This window comes from Erysipelatoclostridium sp. AM42-17, from assembly GCF_003480255.1.
Taxonomy (GTDB): Bacteria; Bacillota_I; Bacilli_A; order Erysipelotrichales; family Coprobacillaceae; genus Faecalibacillus.
Genome location: NZ_QUIN01000006.1, coordinates 35,842 through 58,806 on the forward strand (window position 1 = coordinate 35,842; position 22,965 = coordinate 58,806).

At 30.9% G+C, this 22,965-nt stretch carries 27 protein-coding genes and 1 other annotated feature; of the genes, 24 read left to right on the plus strand and 3 right to left on the minus strand.

Annotated elements, in window-relative coordinates; genetic code table 11:
- Nucleotides 1-4: 4 nt before the first annotated feature.
- From hprK to DW911_RS03805, 6 genes are read left to right on the plus strand one after another with little or no spacing between them, the layout of a single operon-like run.
- Complete coding sequence (hprK, locus tag DW911_RS03780) at nucleotides 5-943, plus strand: HPr(Ser) kinase/phosphatase (protein WP_118432781.1); 939 nt, start codon at nucleotides 5-7, stop codon at nucleotides 941-943.
- Between the two features lie 2 nt (nucleotides 944-945).
- The gene (gene lgt, locus DW911_RS03785) at nucleotides 946-1,746 is read left to right on the plus strand and encodes a prolipoprotein diacylglyceryl transferase (protein WP_118432780.1); all 801 of its coding nucleotides are present in this window, start codon (nucleotides 946-948) and stop codon (nucleotides 1,744-1,746) included.
- Between the two features lie 24 nt (nucleotides 1,747-1,770).
- Entirely contained in the window at nucleotides 1,771-2,454 is a 684-nt protein-coding gene (locus tag DW911_RS03790) for a restriction endonuclease (protein ID WP_118607486.1), read from the plus strand.
- 56 nt (nucleotides 2,455-2,510) lie between these two features.
- A complete protein-coding gene (gene ppaX, locus DW911_RS03795; RefSeq protein ID WP_118607487.1) occupies nucleotides 2,511-3,158 on the plus strand; it encodes a pyrophosphatase PpaX in 648 nt (215 codons plus the stop codon).
- Nucleotides 3,152-4,075: a thioredoxin-disulfide reductase gene (gene trxB / locus DW911_RS03800; RefSeq protein WP_118432777.1), complete on the plus strand. Its 924-nt coding sequence runs from the start codon at nucleotides 3,152-3,154 to the stop codon at nucleotides 4,073-4,075. Before ppaX ends, trxB begins: the two co-directional genes overlap by 7 nt.
- Entirely contained in the window at nucleotides 4,068-4,751 is a 684-nt protein-coding gene (locus DW911_RS03805) for a Bax inhibitor-1/YccA family protein (protein ID WP_158575435.1), read from the plus strand. The genes trxB and DW911_RS03805 overlap by 8 nt, the downstream gene beginning before the upstream one ends.
- Before the next feature lie 35 nt (nucleotides 4,752-4,786).
- Here the strand turns inward: DW911_RS03805 and DW911_RS03810 are convergent, their stop codons facing one another.
- Nucleotides 4,787-5,077, minus strand: coding sequence for a hypothetical protein (locus DW911_RS03810; protein WP_118607489.1), 291 nt, complete (start codon nucleotides 5,075-5,077; stop codon nucleotides 4,787-4,789).
- Nucleotides 5,078-5,228: 151 nt separating this feature from the next.
- On the opposite strand from DW911_RS03810, the gene DW911_RS03815 reads away from it, so the two are divergent.
- Nucleotides 5,229-5,603, plus strand: coding sequence for a winged helix-turn-helix transcriptional regulator (locus DW911_RS03815; protein ID WP_118432774.1), 375 nt, complete (start codon nucleotides 5,229-5,231; stop codon nucleotides 5,601-5,603).
- A 10-nt stretch (nucleotides 5,604-5,613) separates the two neighbouring features.
- Entirely contained in the window at nucleotides 5,614-6,009 is a 396-nt protein-coding gene (locus DW911_RS03820) for a GNAT family N-acetyltransferase (protein WP_118607490.1), read from the plus strand.
- An 8-nt stretch (nucleotides 6,010-6,017) separates the two neighbouring features.
- On the opposite strand, the gene bilS is transcribed toward DW911_RS03820, so the two are convergent.
- Complete coding sequence (gene bilS / locus DW911_RS03825; RefSeq protein ID WP_118607491.1) at nucleotides 6,018-6,533, minus strand: flavodoxin family protein BilS; 516 nt, start codon at nucleotides 6,531-6,533, stop codon at nucleotides 6,018-6,020.
- Between the two features lie 123 nt (nucleotides 6,534-6,656).
- On the opposite strand from bilS, the gene rapZ reads away from it, so the two are divergent.
- From rapZ to DW911_RS03845, 4 genes are read left to right on the plus strand one after another with little or no spacing between them, the layout of a single operon-like run.
- Nucleotides 6,657-7,505 carry an RNase adapter RapZ gene (rapZ, locus tag DW911_RS03830; RefSeq protein ID WP_118432772.1) on the plus strand — a complete coding sequence of 283 codons (849 nt, stop codon included), beginning with the start codon at nucleotides 6,657-6,659 and terminating at the stop codon, nucleotides 7,503-7,505.
- Nucleotides 7,505-8,455 (plus strand): DNA-binding protein WhiA, encoded by a 951-nt coding sequence (gene whiA / locus DW911_RS03835; protein WP_118432771.1) that lies wholly within the window; start codon nucleotides 7,505-7,507, stop codon nucleotides 8,453-8,455. The genes rapZ and whiA overlap by 1 nt, the downstream gene beginning before the upstream one ends.
- Nucleotides 8,455-8,673, plus strand: coding sequence for a helix-turn-helix domain-containing protein (locus DW911_RS03840; protein ID WP_199589114.1), 219 nt, complete (start codon nucleotides 8,455-8,457; stop codon nucleotides 8,671-8,673). The genes whiA and DW911_RS03840 overlap by 1 nt, the downstream gene beginning before the upstream one ends.
- The gene (locus DW911_RS03845; protein ID WP_118607492.1) at nucleotides 8,673-8,954 is read left to right on the plus strand and encodes a hypothetical protein; all 282 of its coding nucleotides are present in this window, start codon (nucleotides 8,673-8,675) and stop codon (nucleotides 8,952-8,954) included. Before DW911_RS03840 ends, DW911_RS03845 begins: the two co-directional genes overlap by 1 nt.
- Nucleotides 8,955-9,100: 146 nt before the next feature.
- On the opposite strand, the gene cptIN is transcribed toward DW911_RS03845, so the two are convergent.
- Entirely contained in the window at nucleotides 9,101-9,439 is a 339-nt protein-coding gene (gene cptIN / locus DW911_RS03850) for a type III toxin-antitoxin system CptIN family toxin (RefSeq protein ID WP_199669447.1), read from the minus strand.
- Between the two features lie 275 nt (nucleotides 9,440-9,714).
- Here cptIN and DW911_RS03855 point away from each other — a divergent pair, with 275 nt between their 5' ends.
- From DW911_RS03855 to ilvD, 12 genes are all read left to right on the plus strand, one after another.
- The gene (locus tag DW911_RS03855; protein WP_158568189.1) at nucleotides 9,715-10,182 is read left to right on the plus strand and encodes a GNAT family N-acetyltransferase; all 468 of its coding nucleotides are present in this window, start codon (nucleotides 9,715-9,717) and stop codon (nucleotides 10,180-10,182) included.
- Between the two features lie 139 nt (nucleotides 10,183-10,321).
- Nucleotides 10,322-11,503: a DUF5050 domain-containing protein gene (locus DW911_RS03860; protein ID WP_118432767.1), complete on the plus strand. Its 1,182-nt coding sequence runs from the start codon at nucleotides 10,322-10,324 to the stop codon at nucleotides 11,501-11,503.
- A gap of 12 nt (nucleotides 11,504-11,515) precedes the next feature.
- The gene (locus DW911_RS03865) at nucleotides 11,516-12,862 is read left to right on the plus strand and encodes a UDP-N-acetylmuramoyl-tripeptide--D-alanyl-D-alanine ligase (protein ID WP_118432766.1); all 1,347 of its coding nucleotides are present in this window, start codon (nucleotides 11,516-11,518) and stop codon (nucleotides 12,860-12,862) included.
- A gap of 2 nt (nucleotides 12,863-12,864) precedes the next feature.
- Nucleotides 12,865-13,491, plus strand: coding sequence for a lysozyme family protein (locus DW911_RS03870; protein WP_118432765.1), 627 nt, complete (start codon nucleotides 12,865-12,867; stop codon nucleotides 13,489-13,491).
- Between the two features lie 57 nt (nucleotides 13,492-13,548).
- A complete protein-coding gene (locus tag DW911_RS03875; RefSeq protein WP_118432764.1) occupies nucleotides 13,549-14,589 on the plus strand; it encodes a D-alanine--D-alanine ligase family protein in 1,041 nt (346 codons plus the stop codon).
- A 133-nt stretch (nucleotides 14,590-14,722) separates the two neighbouring features.
- Nucleotides 14,723-14,975, plus strand: a binding site (T-box leader).
- A 59-nt stretch (nucleotides 14,976-15,034) separates the two neighbouring features.
- Complete coding sequence (leuA, locus tag DW911_RS03880; protein WP_118432763.1) at nucleotides 15,035-16,711, plus strand: 2-isopropylmalate synthase; 1,677 nt, start codon at nucleotides 15,035-15,037, stop codon at nucleotides 16,709-16,711.
- Nucleotides 16,712-16,725: 14 nt separating this feature from the next.
- On the plus strand, nucleotides 16,726-17,220 hold the full coding sequence (ilvN, locus tag DW911_RS03885) for an acetolactate synthase small subunit (RefSeq protein WP_118432762.1): 495 nt from the start codon (nucleotides 16,726-16,728) through the stop codon (nucleotides 17,218-17,220).
- Nucleotides 17,221-17,324: 104 nt separating this feature from the next.
- Nucleotides 17,325-18,341: a ketol-acid reductoisomerase gene (ilvC, locus tag DW911_RS03890; protein WP_118432761.1), complete on the plus strand. Its 1,017-nt coding sequence runs from the start codon at nucleotides 17,325-17,327 to the stop codon at nucleotides 18,339-18,341.
- 88 nt (nucleotides 18,342-18,429) lie between these two features.
- A complete protein-coding gene (leuC, locus tag DW911_RS03895; RefSeq protein ID WP_118607493.1) occupies nucleotides 18,430-19,704 on the plus strand; it encodes a 3-isopropylmalate dehydratase large subunit in 1,275 nt (424 codons plus the stop codon).
- The gene (leuD, locus tag DW911_RS03900) at nucleotides 19,704-20,192 is read left to right on the plus strand and encodes a 3-isopropylmalate dehydratase small subunit (RefSeq protein WP_118432759.1); all 489 of its coding nucleotides are present in this window, start codon (nucleotides 19,704-19,706) and stop codon (nucleotides 20,190-20,192) included. Before leuC ends, leuD begins: the two co-directional genes overlap by 1 nt.
- Nucleotides 20,192-21,274 (plus strand): 3-isopropylmalate dehydrogenase, encoded by a 1,083-nt coding sequence (gene leuB / locus DW911_RS03905; RefSeq protein ID WP_118432758.1) that lies wholly within the window; start codon nucleotides 20,192-20,194, stop codon nucleotides 21,272-21,274. Before leuD ends, leuB begins: the two co-directional genes overlap by 1 nt.
- 14 nt (nucleotides 21,275-21,288) lie before the next feature.
- Nucleotides 21,289-22,965 carry a dihydroxy-acid dehydratase gene (gene ilvD / locus DW911_RS03910; protein ID WP_118432757.1) on the plus strand — a complete coding sequence of 559 codons (1,677 nt, stop codon included), beginning with the start codon at nucleotides 21,289-21,291 and terminating at the stop codon, nucleotides 22,963-22,965.

Sequence of the window (22,965 nt, forward strand, 5' to 3'; positions counted from 1 at the left end):
AAATATGAAGTCAACAACAGTAAAAAGATTATTTAATAAAAGTGAAGATTATGTACAAATTACAGGAAATGAAGAATCACTAGAAAGATTAGTTCTTGTAAGTGAAGTCAATCGACCAGGTTTTGAATTAGCAGGTTTCTTTAAACATAGTGATTTTAGACGTATTATTATCTTTGGAGAAAAGGAAATAGCATTCATTAATGAAATGAGTGACGAACGTCAAAAAGAAATTTTCCCTGCCTTAATAAATGATTTAGTACCATGTATTGTTATTTGTAAAGGATTAGAATGTCCAGCAATTTTAAAAGATATTGCTGCTGCTAAGAACTTTCCAATCTTTATTTCACAACTTCCTACAGGTAGAGTATCAAATAATTTAATTAATGAATTAGAAGAACAATTAGCTAAAGAAACATTAATGCATGGAGTATTCTTAAATATTTATGGTAAAGGTGTTATTATCAAGGGAGATAGTGGTATTGGTAAATCAGAAATTGCCTTAGAATTAGTTAAAAGAGGACATTTATTGATTGCTGATGATGCTGTTGAATTATATTTAATTGGTCAACGTATTGTAGGTAAAGCGCCAGAAGTATTAAAGAGTTTATTAGAAATTCGTGGTATTGGTGTTATTGATGTTTCTAAGATGTTTGGTATTAGTTCTGTCTTAGAAAGAGATAATGTAGATTTGATTATTCAATTAGATCGTTGGGTTCCTTCTCGTGAATATACACGTGTAGGGGTTGAAGAAAATGAGGCAGTAGAAGATATTTTAGGTGTTAAGATTCCTAAGGTTGTTGTTCCTGTATCAAGTGGACGTAGTATGGCTGTTATTATTGAAACGGCAGTAATGAATATGCGTTTACGTGATAATGGTATTGACTCAAGTAAAGAATTTGTTGATCGTATTTTAAAGAATATTGATAAAAATAGTAAGGAGTAATTATGAAATTTTTTCCTAATCCTAAAACATTTCTACAATTAGGTTCATGGACTATTCAAATGTATGCTGTTTGTATTTTAATAGGTGCTTTTATTGCCTATGGTCTTGGACAACATCATTTTAAAAAGATGGGATATCATAAAGATATTCTATCTGATTATTTCTTTGGTGTCCTTATTATAGGTATTATTGGTGCTAGAATCTGGTATGTGATCTTTATGTGGAATGAAATCTATGCCCAAGATTTATCATTAATATTTCAAATTAACCAAGGAGGTCTTGCTATCCAAGGTGGGATCATAGCAGGCTTGATATTTAGTTATTGGTATTTTAAAAAGCACAATATTCCCTTTTTGCTTGCCGGAGATGCCATTATGCCGGGGGTATTAATTGCTCAAGCTTGTGGCAGATGGGGTAATTTCTTTAATCAAGAAGCCTATGGATCAAGTGTAAGTTTAGCGTTTTTAAAATCATTACATTTACCTCATTTTATTATTTCTAATATGTGTATTGATGGTGTTTACCATCATCCTACTTTTTTATATGAATCTGTGTTAAATGTGATTGGTTTTTTATTGATTTATTTTGTGATTAGAAAGTTTCAAACTAAGCAGGGAGAACAATTTTTTAGTTACTTTATTTGGTATGGGGTGATTCGCTTTTTTGTAGAATCATTAAGAACAGATAGTTTATTCTTTATGGGATTAAAGATGGCACAGTTAACATCAATCGCATTTATTATTATTGGTGTAATTGGTTTTCTTTGGTGTAAAAAATATGGAGTAAAAGCAAAGGTTGCATAAGCAACCTTTTATTAAGGAGCGAGTATGAAATATATTTTATATACAATTTTATTATTGCCTTTTCGTATGATGAAATTAATCATTTCTTGTTTTTTTACAGTGATTAAAAATATCTTTTTTAATCAATATGATTTAAATAAAATACATCATATGGACGGTCATGAGTTTGAGTATTTTACTAAAAGGCTCCTAGAAAAAAATGGGTTTAAACATGTTAAAGTCAGTCAAAGTCAAGGAGATTACGGTATAGATGTTTTTGCCTGTAAAAAACAGGTAACATATGCAATTCAATGTAAAAGATATCTTAAACCGGTTGGTATTAAAGCAGTACAAGAGGCTAAAAGTGGGTGTGATTATTATCAATGTGATGTTCCTGTTGTTTTTACAAATTATGTATTTACGCCGGCAGCTAAAGAACTAGCAAAAAATATTCATGTTGAACTATGGGATGAAGAAACACTTTATATGTTATTAAAAAAATCAAAGTTGGTTTTAAAACCCTTACCATTATATTATTTGTTGATATCTTTGGTAGTGACTTGTTTATTAGGATACATATATTATCATTACCAACAAAGTTATCAATTATGGTTATGTCTTATCAGTTTATTTTTCTTGTTTTCTATTATATGTAAAATGATAAGACATAAAAAACAAGATTATTTATTAATGCAAGATGAATATGTTATTCATGATTATCAAGATTAAGCATAATATTTTTCATCAAACATTCATTATGCTATACTACAAAAAAAGGAGATTGTATGAAACCAGCAGTTATATTTGATTTAGATGGAACATTATTATATACAGATGAATTAATTAGAGAATCATTTATTCGTGTATTCGCTAAAATGATGCCTGATTATACTTTAAGTGAAGAAGAAATATTATCATTTTTAGGACCTTCTTTAAAAAAGACTTTTTCTAAGTATTTACCAGAAAATAAGGTTGATGAAGCTATTCAATGCTATCAAGAATATAATTTAACTCATCATGAAGATTTTGTTTATCCTTATCCTACCGTGATGGATACACTTAAACAATTAAAAAATGAGGGTTATCCATTAGCTATCGTAACAACAAAGATGAAAGAATCAGCAGACGTAGGGATTCAACTCTTTCATTTAGATGATTACATTGATGTCGTTATTGGTCGTGATCGTGTAAAACATGAAAAACCGGATCCCGAAGGTATTTTAAAAGCAATGGAATTATTAAAAGTTAATAAAGCTTATTATATTGGGGATAATACAACCGATATTGAAGCTGGAAAACGAGCAGGTGTCAAAACAATAGGTGTAAAGTGGTCACCTAAAGGATATGATGCGATGGCACAATTAAATCCGGATTTATTGATTGATCAAATGAAAGAAATTATACCTTATATAAAGGAGGATGAACAATGTTAGATTTAGTTATTATTGGCGCTGGACCTGCTGGATTAGCTGCATGTTTATATGCTAGTCGGGCTGGTTTAGAAGTACTTGTATTAGACCAAGGAGCACCAGGTGGAAAATTGAATGTTTCGGCACAGATTGAAAATTATCCTGGACAAGAGTGTGTCGCCGGACCACAGCTGGCTTACCAAATGTATGAACAAGCATTAAGCTTTGGTGGAAAACAAACATATGGAATTGTAGAAAAAGTCATTGATTATGGAAGTTATAAAGAAGTGAAATGTCATGATGAAACTTATCAGACAAAGTATGTTTTGATAGCATCAGGAACAAAGGAAAGAAAGATGAATCTTGAGCATGAAGAAGAACTAACAGGAAGAGGAATTTCTTATTGTGCTGTTTGTGATGGACCTTTCTTTAAAGATGAAGAAGTAGCGGTTATTGGTGGTGGTAATTCAGCATTAGAAGAATCATTATATTTGGCTACGATCTGTAAGCAAGTTCATTTGATTGTAAGAAGAGATGTTTTTAGAGCGGATCAAATTATTGTTGATAGAGTTTTAAAAGATGATAAAATAAAAGTACATCTGAAGCATAGTCCTTTTCAAATATTACAGGAAAATAAAAAAGTTGCTGGATTAGTTATTCAAAATAATGAAACTTTAGAAAAAGAACAGTTAAAGGTAACAGGTATTTTTCCTTTTATTGGATTAGATCCAATTACTGATTTTGTAGATGATTTAAAAATTACGAATGAACAAGGCTATATTCCTACTGATGAACATATGGAAACAAAAGTAAAAGGAATCTTTGCTGCGGGAGATGTAAGAGAAAAGACATTAAGACAAGTTGTAACAGCGGTTAATGATGGAGCAATTGCTGGACAATATATTTCAAATTTAAAGAAAGAAGGAAATGAAGATGAATGATACTTATGAATATGTAGAAGATCAATCTATTTCTATCCAACATTATGTTAATAATATTTTTAAATGGATGGTTTTAGGTGTAGCGATTACTTTTCTAACAGCATTTGGTTTAGAAAGAACATCATTTGTATATGATGCTGGATTAATTCCTTTAATTGCGATTGTTTTACAATTGTTTGTGGCAGTAAGAATTGCTAGACACTTACTTTCAATGAAAGCATCGACGATGAAGTTTTTATATATCGCTTATTCTGTTCTTACCGGAATGACTTTTTCGATTGTTATTAGTTGTTATACTGCAATGTCAGTAACATTAGCTTTCTTAGTAGCAGCTATTTATTTTGGAGTATTAGTTATTGTTGGAACAGTGTTAAAAAAAGATCTAACAAAGATTGGAACAATCTGTTATACAGGTTTATTTGTTTATGTTATTTTTAGTATTATTGCGATGATATTTAATTTAGGTATAAGTTCTTTACTATTACCACTTATCTCTTTAGTGTTATTTGCAGGAATTACGGCTTATGATATGCAAAAAGCAATTCAATTTTATTATCAAGCGCAATCCAACAATGAAATGCTTACTAAACTTAGTATTTATGGTGCATTTACATTATATCTAGATTTCGTTAACATCTTCTTAGATATCTTACAATTATTAGGTAAAGAAAATTAAAAATAATCACACTACAATGTAGTGTGATTATTTATTTATGCGACAGTATAAATTTTAACTTCAGGATCTTTTGACCATAATGGTTGTAATCCAACAAAGACATCATTTTTAAACAATTCACTTGATAAGGATGCTTGAGCGTTTTCTACGCTATCAAAGCCATGCAATACTTGGATATCTTCTTGACGAATTAATAGGTCTTTAGTAAGCGCTCCTTTAATTGTTTTTAAGAAAGGTTCACGGTAATCTTGATAAACCTTTGCGGCATCAGGTCGCTTTTCTTCCTCAATATACATTGTGATTTGTAAGTATGCTTTAACTTTCATTTTTATTTCCTCCTTTAATCTATACTTATTATAGAAAAGTGGCTATGAGTTGATAAGATATAAGCAAATTTATAAGTAACTATTAAATTTCATAGTAACTTGTAGAAAAAAGAGGATTAAATATAATAAACAAAGAAAAGGGAGAGACATAATGTATCAAAAAAAATTGGAAAGAGATATTCGTTGTCCATTAGAATATGGGTTAGAAATCTTTGGGGGTAAATGGAATTCACGAATTATTTGTGTTCTAGCAACAACTGGGACTTTACGCTATAGTCAAATTCGTAAAGAAATGGGCAATATTACAGATGCTGTTTTGGCTTCAACTTTAAAACAATTAATTCAAAATCAAATTGTATTAAGAAAATCTTATGATGAAATTCCACCAAGAGTAGAATATTCGTTGACTGATTATGGAAAATCAGTTGTACCAATATTACAAAGTATTTGTAAATGGGCTGGAGCTTTTTATAAAGAAGACAATGAACATACAATGATACAATGTCAAAGATGTGATTATAAATAAAGGGGAAGTTATGAAATATACAGAAGAAAAGATATTTAACGAAAAACAAGTTCAAGATTTATTTTTATCTATTAATTGGCTGTCAGGTAATTATCCAAAACGTTTATATAAAGCATTAATGCATTCATCAACAGTTATTACAGTAGGGGATCAAGCACGTTTAGTAGGTTTAGTTCGAGTTTTAGATGATAGTGCAATGATGGCATATATTCATTATGTGTTAGTTCATCCTGATTACCAAGGACAGGGAATTGCTGGAAAAATGATCGAAATGGTAAAAGAAAAATATAAAGATTATTTATATATAGAAGTCATGCCAGAAGAAAGTAAAAATGCTTTATTTTATCAAAAATTTGGTTTCAAAATTATGGAAGATGGCGTGGCTATGCAAATATGTAATAAATAAAAAATCCACTACTGTGGATTTTTTACTTGATGAATAATTTGTAATGTAAGATTTTGTAGATTGTTTAAGTCTTGTTGATCAGGATGTGATAAAGCTTGTTCAAAGTTATTTAATGCGAGTTGTAATTGTTGATTATCAGGATTCTTTTTTAATAATGAAAGATAACGTTGTTTAACAGATTCTGGCATCTTTCCTTGACAAATAAAACAGTCAACAAGGGTAGTAGAAGCAGGAAGTATTTGTTTAAAACGTTGTTTTAATTGGTCAAAATATGTTTGTGAACCCCCAAAACCGCATGTTGCAAAATAGACAATTTTTTTATTATCTAAGGTTTTTACATACTGTTGAATAGATTCACTACAATTTCCTTTATCTGTCCAACTACCAATAAAATATAAATCAGCTTGGATTTCTTTTGGCTTCCCGATATAAACGATTTCTTCATTTTGACAAGTCATTTCAATATGTTGAGCTAACATCTTGGTATTACCAGTAAGACTATCGTATATAATTGCTATTTTCATGATTGATACCACCTTTTTTATTTATTATAACAAAAATAAAAATGTGATGAAAATAAAAATAAGTTTTGTTTTTAAAATATATAGTTTTTTGATAGAATAGGTGTGAAGAAAGGGTGTGAAATCATGGATCAAAATGAAATTGTGATTGTGACAGGAATGTCAGGAGCAGGGAAGACAACTGCAATGGCTGTATTTGAAAATATGGCTTATCGTTGTATAGATAATTATCCAGTAGCACTTTTAACTGAATTTGCTGAAATGATTCAACAATGTGCCAAGTATCAAAAGACGGCAATGGCTGTTAGTCTTGATGATGCTACAAAGGCTATTCGCATTTTATCAAATGTGGATTGGATTCATTTATCAGTTGTTTTTTTAGATTGTGATGATGAAGTTATCTTAAAAAGATATAAGGAAACAAGAAGATGTCATCCTATTTTAATTGGAAATAAAGCATCTAGTTTAATGGAAGCTATAGAATTTGAACGTAAGATTGCTAATCCAATCATGAGATTAGCTAACTTTACTATTGATACTACTAAATTAAAAAAAGCTAAATTACAAAATACGATTGAAAATTATTTTAATCAAAAGTCTGTAGATCCTTTCCGTATTAGTTTTGTATCATTTGGATATAAATATGGGGTTCCTAAAGATGCAGATTTATTATTTGATGTAAGATTTTTACCAAATCCATTTTATATAGAAGAATTAAGACCACTTACAGGTAATGATAAAGCAGTTTATGATTATGTTATTGATAAACCAGAAACCCAAGTCTTTATCACAAAAATGCTAGATTTACTAGATTATTTATTAGCTGAATATGAAAAAGAAGGAAAGATGCATTTAATTATCGGAATTGGTTGTACCGGTGGACAACACCGTTCAGTAAGTTTAACTAATTATTTTGCTGATCATTATAGCCAAATCTATCAAGTTCATCGTTTGCATCGAGATGCTGATCATTAATGAAAGTTTCTTTTGCTAGACAAGTTAAAGAAGAAGTGGTTTTTAATGATTTTGATGAATGCTGTCAAAAGGCGTTATTAAGTTCTATAATTAAAATTAATGGGAATTTATCTTTATCAAATCAAGGCTTATTGCTTACGATTAGAACAGAAAATGCTAAAATTGCATCAAAAGTTCATAAAATGTTAAAAGAACTGTATCATCCTAGTATTGAATTCATGGTTTCTCGTAAAATGAAGTTACAAAAAAATAATGTTTATAAATTAAAAGTAACGAAAGCAAGAGAAATATTGGATGATTTAGGATTAATGAATGGTTTAGGTTTTCATCTTATTCCTAGTCAAAAGATTCTTTCTAAAGAATGTTGTCAAAGAGCTTTTCTTGCAGGAGTCTTTTTATCAAGTGGATCGGTGAATAATCCTGAAACTTCAAATTATCATTTAGAAATGTCTGTTAATGAAGAAGAATATGCAACTTATATTAAAGATTTAATGAATCATTTTGATTTAAATGCCAAAATGATAAAAAGAAGAAATAAGTATGTTGTTTATTTAAAATCATCAGAAAAAATAGGTGATTTTCTAAGAGCAATTGGTGCCAGCCAGTCCGTGCTTACTTTTGAAAGTACAAGAATTGATCGTAATATGTCTAATACAGTGAATCGTTGGAATAATTGTGATATAGCTAATGAAGTCAAAACAATGGCTTCATCAAATAAACAATTAGAAGATATTAATATTGTAGATATGTTTATGGGTATTGATATGCTAGACGAAAAAACAAGATCGGTAGCTTTAATTCGTAGAGCACATCCGGATTTATCTTTAAATGAATTATGTGATGTCTACTTTCAAGAAACGGGACAAACAATTAGTAAATCAGGATTGCATCATCGTTTTAAAAAGATCAGTGATGAAGCCCAAAAGTTATTAAAAATGGAGAATGAATAATGAAAGTGGAAGTAAAGTTTGGTCAACGTCTTAAAGATATAAGAAATAACCAGAATATTTCCCAAGAAGAATTATCCTTTCGGTGTGGTTTATCAAAAAATTATATTTCTGATGTTGAACGAGGAACGAGAAATATATCATTACAGGCAATAGAAAAATTAGCAAAAGGATTACAAGTAAGTATAAAAGAGTTATTTGATTTTAAGGAGGACGAATAATGCCATTATATGAAGTTATTTTAATTGTAGCTGTAATAGTTATTGTATTAAGTTTAATATTCCATTTATTGTTTAGTCCAATTACATGGATTATTGTTGCTATCTTGTTTATTTATTCAATGATTAAACGTCATTTTTATCAAAAAGAGATGGATGAATATAACAGAGAATTTGAAAGACAAGCTGAAGAAAAGAAAAGAGCTTATCAATCAGGAGAAGCTTATCGTTCAGGAAGCGATGATATTATTGACGTAAACTATACAGAAAAAGAAGATGATTAAGGAACAAAGTGATGACTTTGTTCCTTTTTTAATGTGTTATATATTTTTATGACATCGACTTGTGTTGGCATGAATTTAACACCTCGCATTAACATGTTTTTTACTCTTTTTGCCTTTTTATCAATTATTCTTATTTGATGCTCACTTTATAAAATCAAATGATTCCCTGCTATTGTATACTTGCGTTCTATATATTTTTCAGTAATAGGAAACATATCTTGAATAAGAAAAACACTTTCTTTATCATTGTCTAGCATAGTGATATGAAGAATATCACATTTTTTTCCTTCTTTTTCTTTCAAATTAATGATTTTTTTATACTTGTGAATTTTACTTGATAAAGGAATCATCCAATATATTTCATTATCTTCTTCTTTTAAACAATAGTAATGAGGTCTATTTTGTTTTTTATTCCCTTTGAGATAAGGATCAGACATTTTTTCAAAGAAACTATCTTTTATTATATAAAAACCAGATTTAATCATATTGAATTCTCCTTTTGAATATAAAAAAGTCCTTCACTTTGAGTGAAGAACTTACACTTACACCCCAACCATTTATATTCCGCATATTGGTCAGCGGTATACTTTCTTTGCAAAAAGATTATATCAACTATTCATGATAAGGTCAATTAAACTCATGTTTTTATTGAATAATATATTTTGTTGATTTAATTTCGATACAAAAATGATTATAGAAAGAAACAAGTTGCAATGTGTTAAAATTAAATCATAGAAAATATATGAAAGAAGATATAAATATGAAAGATCAAATCACTTATAAATTATTAAATAATGATCATCTAGATTTATTGGTTCAACTGAGAATAAAAGATCTAAATATGTATTCCAATAAGAAGATAAGTCAAGAAACAATAGAAAATATTAAAAACTTTTATAGTCATAAAATTGAAAATGGTGAATGTCATACGCTGGTAGGTTATCATTTAAATAAAATTATGGCTACGGCAACAATTTATTATTATCACATTCTACCAAGCAATGAAAATATGATGGGAAAAGTTGGTCAAATTACCAATGTATGGGTAGAAAAATCATATCGACATCAAGGAATAGGTCGATATATGATTCATTATTTAATAAGTCATTATCAAAGAGATGTTGGCATGATATGTTTGAACAGTTCAAATGAAGGCATGGAAATGTATGTAAAACTGGGGTTTAATAAAAAAGATAATTATTTGGTTTATTATCCAAACAATGTATAATTTCCTTATTTTTATGACTAATATTGGTAATAATGAATAAAAAAGAGGAATTATATTTTATATACTGACTTAGTCATTACATTTGACCATTCTTTTTAGATGATGGTTATGGTAAAATGGAGACGCTAGGAGTGGTCGTATGAAATGTTCAAATTGTCAATGTGAATTAAAAGAGGATATGGTCTTTTGTCCAAATTGTGGTCAAAAGATTCAAAAATACAAATCTTGTATACACTGTGGGGTTGCTATCGCAAAAGATGCAACGATATGCCCATTGTGTAAAACAAAACAAGAGGTGGTTTCTAAGCAAGTTGATCCTTATGCTGGGTATTGGAAAAAGCCTAAAGTTTGGATTGTTTCACTATTATGTATTTTTCTTGCTTTAGGATTAGTGACTTATATGCAAAGTCATCCCTTACGTGTGTCTAATCAAACAGGAATAACTTTAAAAGGAAATTATTCAAGAGAAAGTTATTATTGTAATAATCAATATGGTGGACATGTTGCTAAAGATAAAAATTATTTATATTATGTCATGAATCAATCATTATATCGCTTAGATCATCATTTAGAAAATAAAGAATTAGTTTTAGATGATTGTGAGGGGTATTTAACGTTAGTTGATCAAGAATTATATTATTGTGATCAAGATTATAATTATTATTGTTATAATTTAAAAACAAAAGAGAAGAAATTGATTCAAGAAAAGATTTATTATCCGGTTATTTATCAAGATAAATTGTACTATCAAAAAGATCAAGATAACGAAAGTATTTATTGTTATGACTTAAAGAGTGAAGAAGATCATAAATTAAATAATGAAGTATCTTATGATTTAATGATTGATGAAAAGAATCAAAAATTATATTATTTATCACCAGTTGATAAAAAGAATACTTTAAAAGTGATGGATTTAGACGGACAAAATAGTCAAACTATTTATGATCAAGAAGAATGTGAAACTCTCACAATGAATCAAAACCAATTATTTGTTGCTACAGGTGACGGTATTATTCAAATATCAAAGAAAGATCATCAAGTTAAACAGTTAGTAAAGACAGGTTCACTGGTTCAAATTTATCAAGATGATTTATTGTTTGTTAATAATCAAGGAATTCAAAGATTATCGTTAGATAGTCATAAACAAACTACATTTTATAAAGGCATGGTGACATCATTGGAAGTTATTGGACAAGATATCATCATTGATAGTTATCAAGACAATAAAACTATGACTTTATTAGTGGATGAAAAAGGAACAATTAAAGAATTAAAACAATCTCAAGCGGTGAATAAATTTGATGATGCAAGAGATTTTTAAAGGAGAATCAAGATGTATGTATATGAAATAGTAGAAGCAACAAAAGGAACATTAGTGTCGGGAAATATAAACCAGGATATTACTTTCTTTAGCCAAGATAGTCGTCAAATGGCACAAGGTGGCATGTATATTCCCTTAAAAGGAGAACGCTTTGATGGTCATGATTTTATTGAAAGTGCCTTTGATACTGGGGCTGATGCGATTATTAGTCATAAAGATGTAAGTTATCCAGACAAAATTGTAATTCGTGTTCAAGATACGATGCAGGCTTTAAAGGATATGGCTATATATTTAAGAGAACATCGACCAGTTAAAGTTGTTGGGGTGACTGGAAGTGTTGGAAAAACAAGTACAAGAGATATGATTTACAGTGTGATTAAACAAAAATATCACACTTTAAAAACAGAAGGAAATTATAATAATGAAATAGGTTTACCGCTTACTATTCTTCGTTATGTAAATGAAGAAGTGATGGTTTTAGAAATGGGAATGAATCATTTAAAAGAAATGTCTCGTTTATCTTATATTGCTAGACCTGATATTGCTTGTATTACGAATGTTGGTACAGCTCATATTGGAGAACTTGGAAGTAGAGAAAATATTTTAAAAGCAAAATTAGAGATTGTTGATGGAATGAAAGAGGGGAGTTCTTTAGTTATTAATGATGATAATGATATGTTGCATACAGTATCATTAGAAAATATGAATGTGATTCGCTGTGGACATCAAGATGAAGATCAATATTGTCTAAAAAATGTTGTTTTAAATGAAAATGATAGTGATTTTGATGTGATGATTGACGGTCAATTAGAACATTTTCATTTAAATGTTCAAGGTGAACATAATGTCAGTAATGCGTTGATTGCCATAGCGATAGGAAGAGCTTTAGATATTGATGTAGCAGCGATACAAAAAGGACTTGCAGATTTTGTGTTAACTAAAAATCGTATGGATGTGATTAATATTGATCATGGGGTGACTTTAATTGATGGGACTTATAACGCTAATGTTGACTCCATGATTTCTAGCCTTGCCGTGTTATCACGTTATCAAAGAAGAAAAATTGCAGTTCTTGCAGATATGTTAGAATTAGGTGATTATAGTGAATCTTTACATCGTCAAGTTGGTAAGAGTGTTGTTGATCATCATATTGATGTTCTAGCTTGTGTAGGGAAAGAAGCCCATTATATTGGAGAAGAAGCATTAAAACAAGGTATGAAGGAAGTTTATTGTTTTGATGATAATGAAGCATTACTTGCTTTTTTAAAGGAAGAACTAGAAGAAAAAGATATTGTTTTATTAAAAGGAAGTCATGGTATGCATTTAAAAGAAATTGTTGATGCCTTGATGAAGGGATAATCATGAAAAAGAAAAAACTGCGTTTAAAAAAACAACCCTTCTTTATTCTTATTATTTGTTTGTTAGGTTTATTTGCTTTTTCTTTTTATCAGTTAATTGAAGAACATTTAAAAGTAGAAAATGATTTAGTTTCTTCTGAAGTATCAGCGTATCATGATACACTGACAAAATATGCTAAACAAAATCAAATTGAAGAGTATGTAACTTTATTAGAAGCCATGATGATGCAAGAATCAGGGGGTAATGGTCTTGATCCTATGCAATCTAGTGAGTGTGAATTTAACCAACAGTATGAAAAGAAGCCTAATGCGATTACAGAACCAGAGTATTCAATTCAAGTGGGAGTTAAATATTTTGCTAAATGTTTAAAGAAGGCCAAAGTAACATCGCTAGATGATAAAAATAAAATTTATTTAGCTTTACAAGGATATAATTATGGGGTTGGATATATATACTATGTTAATCTTCATGGTGGTAAGTATACATATCAAAATGCAATAGATTTTTCTAATAAGTGTAAACAAGAAAAAAATGTGAGTGTATATGGAGATAGTAAGTATGTTTATCATGTTTTACGTTACTATCAAGATACGTCATTTGTAGATGATTGGTTGGAATTATATCATTAATGATTGAATGTTGATGGTTTAAGAGTATAATTCAAGTGAAATGAAAAGGAGAATAAGATGAAACAAAAATTAATTGTTATTTGTGGGGGACAATCAAGTGAACATATTGTTTCACGTATGTCTTGTACTTCAGTATTAAATAATTTAAATAAAGATAAATATGATGTGACTTTAGTGGGAATTGATAAAGATGGAACTTGGTATCAATTACCTTTAGATATTCCTGATTTAAGTCAAGATAGTTGGTTGGATCGTGCAACAAAGATTGATCAAGTATTTGATTTATTAAAACAACAAGATGTTGCTTTTCCTGTTTTACATGGAGCTTATGGTGAAGATGGAACAATTCAAGGTTTATTTGAATTAGCAAATCTTCCTTATGTAGGATGTCGTGTTTTAGCTTCAGCTGTATCAATGGATAAGATTTATACTAAAAAGATTTTAGAAACTGTAGGGATTCCTCAAGTTAAATCTTTATATATTAAAAAGAGATATGATGGTGATTTAGTGGTTGTTGATCATCAATTTAATGAAATTAAAGATGTTGAAACAACAATTAAAGAAGAACTTGGTTTTCCATGCTTTATTAAAGCAAGCCGCTCAGGTTCGAGTGTAGGATGCTATCGTGTAGATAAACAAGCCGATTTAATGAGCAAATTATTAGACGCTGCAAAATATGATCGTCATATTGTTGTTGAAGAATGTGTAGATTGTATTGAACTTGAAACAGCAGTATTAGGTAACGATGATCCAATTGTTTCTCGTGTTGGACAAATTATGCCTCATGGAGAATTCTATACTTTTGAATCAAAATATGAAGATGCTGAAAGTAAGACATGTATTCCAGCTTTAGTAGATCAAAATATCCAGGAAAAAATTAGAGACTATGCTTTGAAAGTATTTAAAGCTGTAGATGGACATGGTTTATCAAGGGTAGATTTCTTTTTAGATAAGAAAACAAATCAAATTTATTTAAATGAAATTAATACTTTACCTGGATTTACTAAGATTTCTATGTATCCTCAATTAATGAATGATTTTGGTATTAGTTATAGTGAATTATTAGATCGTGTTATTCTTTTAGCGTTTGATAGATAATTTTATGGTAATCCTAAATATTAATAAATGAATTTGGATGCTACTAAAGATTGTGCAAAAATTAACACAATTTCTTAGTTAAAAGGGTTGACTTTATCAAGAAAAAAGACTAACATAATAGTCAATCAATAAAACAAATACTTCGATAGGAACTAGTAAATAATACGTTGAAGCAAAGAGAGGTTCTGGCTGGTGGAAAGAATCGTTTGATGATTATTGAACTCATCCTTGAGTGGAGCGCTGAACTTAAAGTAGGTGGCTACGGCATGCGACCGTTAACACGCAAGAGTATGGACTACATATGTAGCGTACTCAATGAGGTTAATAAAGTGATTTATTAATAAAATGAGGTGGAACCACGAAGTCATGATGCTCTCGTCCTCAAAATAGCAAGGCTATTTTGAACACGAGAGTTTTTTTTATAAAAATAGGAGGAAGAAAGAAAATGATGAATTATCAAAAGTATAAGAGATTTGAACCAATCAAATTTGATGAACGTACATGGCCTAACAAAACAATTGATAAAGCGCCTACATGGGTATCAGTTGATTTACGTGACGGGAATCAAGCACTTATTACACCAATGAAAATTGAAGAAAAAGTGGAAATGTTTCAACTCTTAGTTGATATGGGATTTAAAGAAATAGAAGTTGGTTTTCCTTCTTCTAGTCAAATAGAATATGATTTTTTAAGAATTTTAATTGATGAACATTTAATTCCTGATGATGTAACAGTTCAAGTGTTAACTCAAGCAAGAGAACATTTAATTAGAAAAACATTTGAAGCATTAAAAGGATTAGATAAAGCAATCGTCCATGTTTATAATTCAACATCAACTTTACAAAGAGATGTTGTTTTCCATAAAGGAAAAGAAGAAATTAAACAAATCGCTATTGAAGGTGTTCGTTTAGTTAAAGAATTATCTAAAGAATTTGATGGAAAAGTCATTCTAGAATATTCTCCAGAAAGCTTTACGGGAACTGAATTAGATTATGCATTAGAAGTATGTGAAGCTGTGATGGATGAATGGGGTGCAACTCCTGAAAATAAAGTGATTATTAACTTACCATCAACAGTAGAAATGTCAACACCTAATGTGTATGCAGATCAAATTGAATGGATGGCAACACATTTTACAAATCGTGATCGTGTTATTTTATCATTACATACACACAATGATAGAGGTTGTGGTGTGGCAGCAAGTGAACTTGGAATAATGGCTGGAGCTGATCGTGTTGAAGGAACATTATTTGGTAATGGTGAAAGAACTGGAAATGTCGATATCGCTAATATTGCATTAAATATGTTTACTCAAGGGGTTGATCCAGAACTTGATTTATCCAATATGAATCATATTAAAACTGTTTATGAAAAATGTACGAAGATGGAAGTGCCACCTCGTCATCCTTATGTAGGTCAATTAGTCTTTACAGCTTTCTCTGGAAGTCATCAAGATGCGATTAATAAAGGAATGCATGCAATGCAAGAAAGACATCAAACAACTTGGGAAGTTCCTTATTTACCAATTGATCCTAGTGATTTAGGACGTCAATATGAACCAATCGTTCGTATTAATTCTCAATCTGGTAAAGGTGGCGTTGCTTTCGTTATGGAAAGTATGTATGGTTACCATTTACCAAAAGGATTACAAGTTGATTTTGCTAAAGTCATTCAAGATATTTCTGAAGAAGAAGGTGAAGTATCACCAGAAAGAGTTTATGATACTTTTATTGAAGAATATGTTGATAATGAAGAACCTTATGCTTTTATTAAACAAAAATTAATTGATATTAGTGATGAAAATGATGAATTTGAAAGACGTGCTGAAATTACATTAAAAGATCATGGTGAAATTAAAACAGTTGTGGGTTATGGTAATGGACCAATCGATGCTGTAAAAGATGCTTTTAATGCAAATGGTTATGTTTATACACATTTATTAGATTATAGTGAACATGCTTTAACTTCAGGATCTAGTTCTAAAGCGGCAGCATATGTTTATTTAAGAGTTAAAGGAAGTGCAATTCAAGAATACGGTGTTGGTGTTCATCCAAATATTACAACAGCAACAATTAAAGCAATTATTTCAGCAATGAACCGTATTCATGCACGTTTGAAATAATAAAGGAGGCTATCATGAATCGTTTAGTATTATCTTTATTAGTAGAAAATAACCCAGGTGTATTAAGCCGTGTTGCTGGTTTATTTAGCCGTAGAGGTTATGGAATTGACAGTTTATCGGTTGGTAAAACAAATCAACCTGGAATATCAAGAATGACAGTTGTCGCTGTAGGTGACGAACAAATTCTAAGTCAGATTCAAAAACAACTAGGTAAACTGGTTGAAGTGCTTGAAATCTTTCCACTTGATCCTGCTGATTCCGTATATCGTGAATTAGTCATGATTAAAGTAGAAGCTGATGAAGCACAAAGAGCTTCAATTGTATCAATCGTTGATATTTTTAGAGCTCGTATTATTGATGTCGCACCGACATCATTAATCATTGAAGTAACTGGAGATGCATCAAAGATTGAAGGATTACTTGCAATGTTAGATGGATTCAATGTAACTGAGATCGTACGTACTGGATTATCCGGTATGAAACGTGGTCTTAGTCATGTTGATAAATAATTGGTTTGGAAGTGAGCCTTGGAAACTAAAAGTCGCCTTAGCGGCCCATATGGAAACATATGAACTTCAAAAAGTCACAAAGAAATTATATGGGGGATGAAAAAATGGCTAAAATTTTTTACGAAGCAGATTGTGATTTATCATTATTAGATGGTAAAACTGTAGCAGTTATTGGGTATGGTTCTCAAGGACATGCTCATGCATTAAACATGAAAGAATCTGGTGTACATGTCATTATTGGTTTATATGAAGGTTCAAAATCATGGAAAAAAGCAGAAGAACAAGGATTTGAAGTTTATACTTCAGCAGAAGCAGCTAAAAAAGCTGATATCATCATGATCTTAATTAATGATGAATTACAAGCAAAATTATACAAAGAATCAATTGAACCAAACCTTGAAGAAGGTAACATGTTAATGTTCGCACATGGTTTCAATATTCACTTTGGACAAATCGTACCACCTAAAAACGTAGATGTTACTATGATTGCTCCTAAAGCACCAGGACATACAGTACGTAGTGAATATCAAGCAGGAAAAGGGACTCCTTGCTTAATTGCTGTTGAACAAGATTATACTGGAAAAGCTCAAGACTTAGCTTTAGCTTATGCCCTTGCAATTGGTGGAGCAAGAGCTGGTGTTCTTGAAACTACATTCAGAACTGAAACTGAAACTGACTTATTTGGTGAACAAGCAGTATTATGTGGTGGTGTTTGTGCATTAATGCAAGCAGGTTTTGAAACATTAGTAGAAGCTGGATATGATCCAAGAAATGCTTACTTTGAATGTATTCATGAAATGAAATTAATTGTAGACTTAATTTATCAATCAGGATTCGAAGGTATGAGATATTCAATTTCTAATACTGCTGAATATGGTGATTATATTACTGGACCTAAGATCATTACAGAAGATACTAAGAAAGCTATGAAACAAATCTTAAAAGATATTCAAGATGGTACATTCGCTAAAGACTTCTTATTAGATATGTCTGCTGCTGGTGGTCAAGCTCATTTCAAAGCTATGCGTAAATTAGCTGCTGAACATCAATCAGAAACAGTTGGTAAAGAAATCAGAAAATTATATTCTTGGTCAGATGAAGATCAATTAATCAACAACTAATATAAACAACACACTTAGTGTGTTGTAACTAGGGAGTAGCAATACTCCCTAATTACAACCTACTAAGGTTAAAAAGGGGGATATGTAAATGTCAATGACAATGACACAAAAAATACTAGCAAAACATGCAGGATTAGATCATGTAGAAGCTGGACAATTAATTGAAGCTAAATTGGATGTTGTAATGGCTAATGATATTACTGGGCCAATGGCACTTCCAATTTTTGATAAAATGGCTGACCATGTGTTTGATAAAGATAAGGTAGTATTAGTACCAGATCATTTCACACCTAATAAAGATATTAAATCAGCTGAAAATTCTAAAGCTATTTTAGATTTTACTAATAAACAATGTTTAACTCATCGCATGGAACAAGGTAAATGTGGTGTTGAACATGCAATTTTACCAGAAAAAGGAATTGTTGTAGCGGGTGAATGTATTATTGGTGCTGATTCTCATACTTGTACTTATGGTGCTTTAGGTGCTTTTTCTACAGGTGTAGGAACAACTGATATTGCTACTGGAATGGCTACTGGTGAATTATGGTTTAAAGTGCCTAGTGCAATTCAATTTGTTTTAACTGGTAAACCACAAAAGTATGTAAGTGGTAAAGATATTATTTTACATATTATTGATAAGATTGGTGTTGATGGTGCTTTATATAAATCAATGGAATTTGTTGGTGAAGGTATTCAATATTTAACAATGGATGGTCGTTTTACTATTTGTAATATGGCGATTGAAGCAGGGGCTAAAAATGGTATTTTCCCTGTTGATGAACAAACTAAAGCTTATATTGAAAAACATTCAACAAAACCTTATGAAGTATTTGAAGCAGATGAAGATGCTCAATATGAAGAAGTTGTTGAAATTGATTTAAGTCAAGTAAGACCTACAGTAGCATTTCCTCATTTACCAGGTAATGGTCATACTATTGATGAAATTGAAGCTATGGATAAAATTTATATTGATCAAGTTGTCATTGGATCATGCACAAACGGTCGTTTATCTGACTTAGAAAAAGCAGCTGCTATTTTAAAAGGTAAAAAAGTAGCAGATAATGTTCGTGTTATGGTTGTGCCAGCAACTCAAAAAATATTCTTACAATGTATCCAAAAAGGATTAGCAGAAATCTTTGTTGAAGCTGGGTGTGCTTTTAATACTCCAAGTTGTGGACCATGTATGGGTGGTCATATGGGAGTTATGGCTAAAGGAGAAAAATGTGTTTCAACGACAAATCGTAACTTTGTTGGACGTATGGGAGATACAGAAGCTCTTATTTATTTAGCTTCTCCAGAAGTTGCTGCAGCGAGTGCGATCGCTGGATATATCGCAAATCCTGAAAAAGTAGGTGAAATGTAATGAAAATATATAAATATGGTGACAACGTCGATACAGACGTTATTATTCCTGCACGTTATTTAAATTCGTTTGACGCTCAAGAACTAGCCACTCATGCAATGGTAGATATTGATCCTGATTTTGCGAAAACTGTAGAAAAAGGGGATATTATTGTTGCTGGTAAAAACTTTGGTTGTGGTTCTTCTCGTGAACATGCTCCTTTATGTTTAAAAACAGCAGGTGTTAAATGTGTTATTGCTGAAAACTTTGCTCGTATTTTTTATCGTAATTCAATTAATATTGGTTTTCCAATTATGGAATGTAAAGAAGCTGCGCAAAAAATTGAAGCAGGGGATGAAGTTACAGTTGATTTTACAACTGGTGTGATTACTAATAAAACAAAAAATGAAACTTATCAAAGTCAACCTTTCCCAGAATTCTTACAAAAAATGATTGAAGTTGAAGGTTTGGTTAACTATGTAAATTCAAAAAAAACAGGGGTAGAATAATGGAAAAGAATATTGCAGTCATTAAAGGAGATGGCATTGGACCTGAAATTGTAACTGAAGCAATGAAAGTCTTAGATGCTATTGGAAATAAATATCATCATCAATTTAATTATACTGAAATTTTAATGGGTGGTTGTTCTATTGATGCTTATGGGGTTCCACTTAGCGATGAAGCATTAAATATCGCTAAAAATAGTGATAGTGTTTTACTTGGAGCCATTGGGGGAAATACATCAACTTCTCCTTGGTATCAATTAGAACCTTCATTAAGACCAGAAGCAGGGTTATTAAAAATAAGAAAAGAATTAGGCTTATTTGCTAATTTAAGACCAGCTTATTTATATGATGAACTAAAAGGGGCTTGTCCACTAAAAGAAGAATTAACTGAAGGTGGATTTGATATGATGATTATGAGAGAACTTACTGGAGGTTTATATTTTGGTAAACGTTCTACTCAAGAAGAAGATGGTCAATTAGTAGCACGTGATGCGATGAGTTATAGTGAAACTGAAATTAGAAGAATTGCTAAACGTGGTTTTGATATTGCAATGAAAAGAAGAAAAAAAGTAACAAGTGTAGATAAAGCTAATGTTTTGGATACATCTCGTTTATGGCGTAAAGTCATAGAAGAAGTAGCTCAAGATTATCCAGAAGTAACATATGAACATATGTTAGTTGATAATTGTGCGATGCAGTTAGTAAGAGATCCTAAACAGTTTGATGTTATTTTAACTGAAAATATGTTTGGTGATATTTTATCTGATGAAGCAAGTATGGTTACGGGATCTATCGGTATGTTATCAAGTGCTTCTTTAAGAGAAGATAAATTTGGTATGTATGAACCTAGTCATGGTAGTGCTCCTGATATTGCAGGACAAAATATTGCTAATCCAATTGCGACTATTTTATCTGCTGCGATGATGTTACGTTATTCTTTTGATTTGGATCAAGAAGCGAAAGATATTGAAGATGCAATTGAAAAAGTATTAAAAGAAGGATATCGTACAACTGATATTATGTCTGAAGGAAAGAAATTAGTTGGTACAAAAGAAATGGGAGACTTAATTGTAAGTCATTTATAAAGGGAGGAACAAAGATGCGTAGTGATAATGTCAAAAGTGGTGTTGAAAGAGCACCTCATCGTTCTCTATTCAATGCTTTAGGATATACTGAAGAAGAATTAGATAGACCATTAATTGGGGTAGTGAATTCATATAATGAAATTGTCCCAGGTCATATGAACTTAGATAAAATTTGTGAAGCTGTTAAAAAAGGAATTTATTTAGCTGGTGGGGTACCAGTAGAAGTACCTGCTATTGCTGTATGTGATGGTATTGCCATGAATCATACAGGAATGAAATATTCATTAGTAACACGTGAATTAATTGCCGATAGTACGGAATCACTAGCAATGGCTCATCAATTTGATGGAATGGTTATGATTCCTAACTGTGATAAAAACGTTCCTGGTTTATTAATGGCAGCTGCTCGTTTAAATATTCCTACTGTTTTTGTATCTGGGGGACCTATGTTAGCTGGACGTAAGCTAGATGATAAAAAAACTTGTTTATCTTCATTATTTGAAGCGGTAGGGCAATTTAATGCTGGTAAAATGACGGAAGAAAAATTAAAAGAATTTGAAACAAAAGCATGTCCTACTTGTGGATCATGTTCAGGAATGTATACAGCCAACTCTATGAACTGTTTAACTGAAGTATTAGGTATGGGATTAAAAGGAAACGGAACAATTCCTGCTGTATATAGTGAAAGAATTAGATTAGCTAAACATGCTGGTATGGCTGTTATGGAATGTATTAAAAAGGACATTAAACCTCGTGATATTATGACAAAAGAAGCATTCTTAAATGCTTTAACTATTGATATGGCACTTGGATGTTCTACTAACTCAATGTTACATTTACCTGCTATTGCTCATGAAGCAGGAGTTGAATTAAACTTAGAAATCGCTAATGAAATTTCTAAGAAAACACCAAACTTATGTCATTTAGCACCAGCTGGTGATACTTTCATGGAAGATTTAAATGATGCTGGTGGTGTTTATGCAGTGATGAATGAAATTAATAAATTAGGTTTATTACACACTGATTTAATAACTGTTACAGGTAAAACTGTAAAAGAAAATATTGAAGGATGTGTTAACTTAAATCCAGATATTATTAGACCAGTAGAAAATCCTTATGCACCATATGGTGGAATTGCGGTATTAAAAGGAAACTTAGCACCAAATGGTGCTGTTGTAAAACAATCAGCAGTAGCACCAGAAATGATGGTTCATACTGGACCTGCTCGTGTTTTTGATAGTGAAGATGATGCCATTAAAGCTATTCGTGCTGGTAAGATTGTAAAAGGTGATGTTGTTGTGATTCGTTATGAAGGACCTAAAGGTGGACCTGGTATGCGTGAAATGTTATCACCAACTTCTGAAATTGCCGGTATGGGATTAGATAAAGATGTTGCTTTAATTACAGATGGTAGATTCTCTGGCGCTACACGTGGAGCATCAATTGGTCATGTTTCACCTGAAGCAGCTGCTGGTGGACCTATCGGTTTAGTTGAAGAAGGAGATATTATTGATATTAATATCTTAGAACATTCGATGAATGTACGTGTAAGTGATGAAGAATTGGCTGCTAGAAAAGCAAAATGGCAACCAAGAGAACCAAGAATCAAAAAAGGTTATCTTGTAAGATATGCAGCATTAGTTACATCTGCTGATAAAGGAGCTATTTTACAAGCACCTGAAGAAAAATAA

What these genes read in the sequence shown, in the direction of transcription:
- hprK (WP_118432781.1), top strand. Translation starts at nt 5, where the DNA reads ATGAAGTCAACAACAGTAAAAAGATTATTTAATAAAAGTGAAGATTAT.
- lgt (WP_118432780.1), top strand. Translation starts at nt 946, where the DNA reads ATGAAATTTTTTCCTAATCCTAAAACATTTCTACAATTAGGTTCATGG.
- DW911_RS03790 (WP_118607486.1), top strand. Translation starts at nt 1,771, where the DNA reads ATGAAATATATTTTATATACAATTTTATTATTGCCTTTTCGTATGATG.
- ppaX (WP_118607487.1), top strand. Translation starts at nt 2,511, where the DNA reads ATGAAACCAGCAGTTATATTTGATTTAGATGGAACATTATTATATACA.
- trxB (WP_118432777.1), top strand. Translation starts at nt 3,152, where the DNA reads ATGTTAGATTTAGTTATTATTGGCGCTGGACCTGCTGGATTAGCTGCA.
- DW911_RS03805 (WP_158575435.1), top strand. Translation starts at nt 4,068, where the DNA reads ATGAATGATACTTATGAATATGTAGAAGATCAATCTATTTCTATCCAA.
- DW911_RS03810 (WP_118607489.1), bottom strand. Translation starts at nt 5,077, where the DNA reads ATGAAAGTTAAAGCATACTTACAAATCACAATGTATATTGAGGAAGAA.
- DW911_RS03815 (WP_118432774.1), top strand. Translation starts at nt 5,229, where the DNA reads ATGTATCAAAAAAAATTGGAAAGAGATATTCGTTGTCCATTAGAATAT.
- DW911_RS03820 (WP_118607490.1), top strand. Translation starts at nt 5,614, where the DNA reads ATGAAATATACAGAAGAAAAGATATTTAACGAAAAACAAGTTCAAGAT.
- bilS (WP_118607491.1), bottom strand. Translation starts at nt 6,533, where the DNA reads ATGAAAATAGCAATTATATACGATAGTCTTACTGGTAATACCAAGATG.
- rapZ (WP_118432772.1), top strand. Translation starts at nt 6,657, where the DNA reads ATGGATCAAAATGAAATTGTGATTGTGACAGGAATGTCAGGAGCAGGG.
- whiA (WP_118432771.1), top strand. Translation starts at nt 7,505, where the DNA reads ATGAAAGTTTCTTTTGCTAGACAAGTTAAAGAAGAAGTGGTTTTTAAT.
- DW911_RS03840 (WP_199589114.1), top strand. Translation starts at nt 8,455, where the DNA reads ATGAAAGTGGAAGTAAAGTTTGGTCAACGTCTTAAAGATATAAGAAAT.
- DW911_RS03845 (WP_118607492.1), top strand. Translation starts at nt 8,673, where the DNA reads ATGCCATTATATGAAGTTATTTTAATTGTAGCTGTAATAGTTATTGTA.
- cptIN (WP_199669447.1), bottom strand. Translation starts at nt 9,439, where the DNA reads ATGATTAAATCTGGTTTTTATATAATAAAAGATAGTTTCTTTGAAAAA.
- DW911_RS03855 (WP_158568189.1), top strand. Translation starts at nt 9,715, where the DNA reads ATGAAAGATCAAATCACTTATAAATTATTAAATAATGATCATCTAGAT.
- DW911_RS03860 (WP_118432767.1), top strand. Translation starts at nt 10,322, where the DNA reads ATGAAATGTTCAAATTGTCAATGTGAATTAAAAGAGGATATGGTCTTT.
- DW911_RS03865 (WP_118432766.1), top strand. Translation starts at nt 11,516, where the DNA reads ATGTATGTATATGAAATAGTAGAAGCAACAAAAGGAACATTAGTGTCG.
- DW911_RS03870 (WP_118432765.1), top strand. Translation starts at nt 12,865, where the DNA reads ATGAAAAAGAAAAAACTGCGTTTAAAAAAACAACCCTTCTTTATTCTT.
- DW911_RS03875 (WP_118432764.1), top strand. Translation starts at nt 13,549, where the DNA reads ATGAAACAAAAATTAATTGTTATTTGTGGGGGACAATCAAGTGAACAT.
- leuA (WP_118432763.1), top strand. Translation starts at nt 15,035, where the DNA reads ATGATGAATTATCAAAAGTATAAGAGATTTGAACCAATCAAATTTGAT.
- ilvN (WP_118432762.1), top strand. Translation starts at nt 16,726, where the DNA reads ATGAATCGTTTAGTATTATCTTTATTAGTAGAAAATAACCCAGGTGTA.
- ilvC (WP_118432761.1), top strand. Translation starts at nt 17,325, where the DNA reads ATGGCTAAAATTTTTTACGAAGCAGATTGTGATTTATCATTATTAGAT.
- leuC (WP_118607493.1), top strand. Translation starts at nt 18,430, where the DNA reads ATGTCAATGACAATGACACAAAAAATACTAGCAAAACATGCAGGATTA.
- leuD (WP_118432759.1), top strand. Translation starts at nt 19,704, where the DNA reads ATGAAAATATATAAATATGGTGACAACGTCGATACAGACGTTATTATT.
- leuB (WP_118432758.1), top strand. Translation starts at nt 20,192, where the DNA reads ATGGAAAAGAATATTGCAGTCATTAAAGGAGATGGCATTGGACCTGAA.
- ilvD (WP_118432757.1), top strand. Translation starts at nt 21,289, where the DNA reads ATGCGTAGTGATAATGTCAAAAGTGGTGTTGAAAGAGCACCTCATCGT.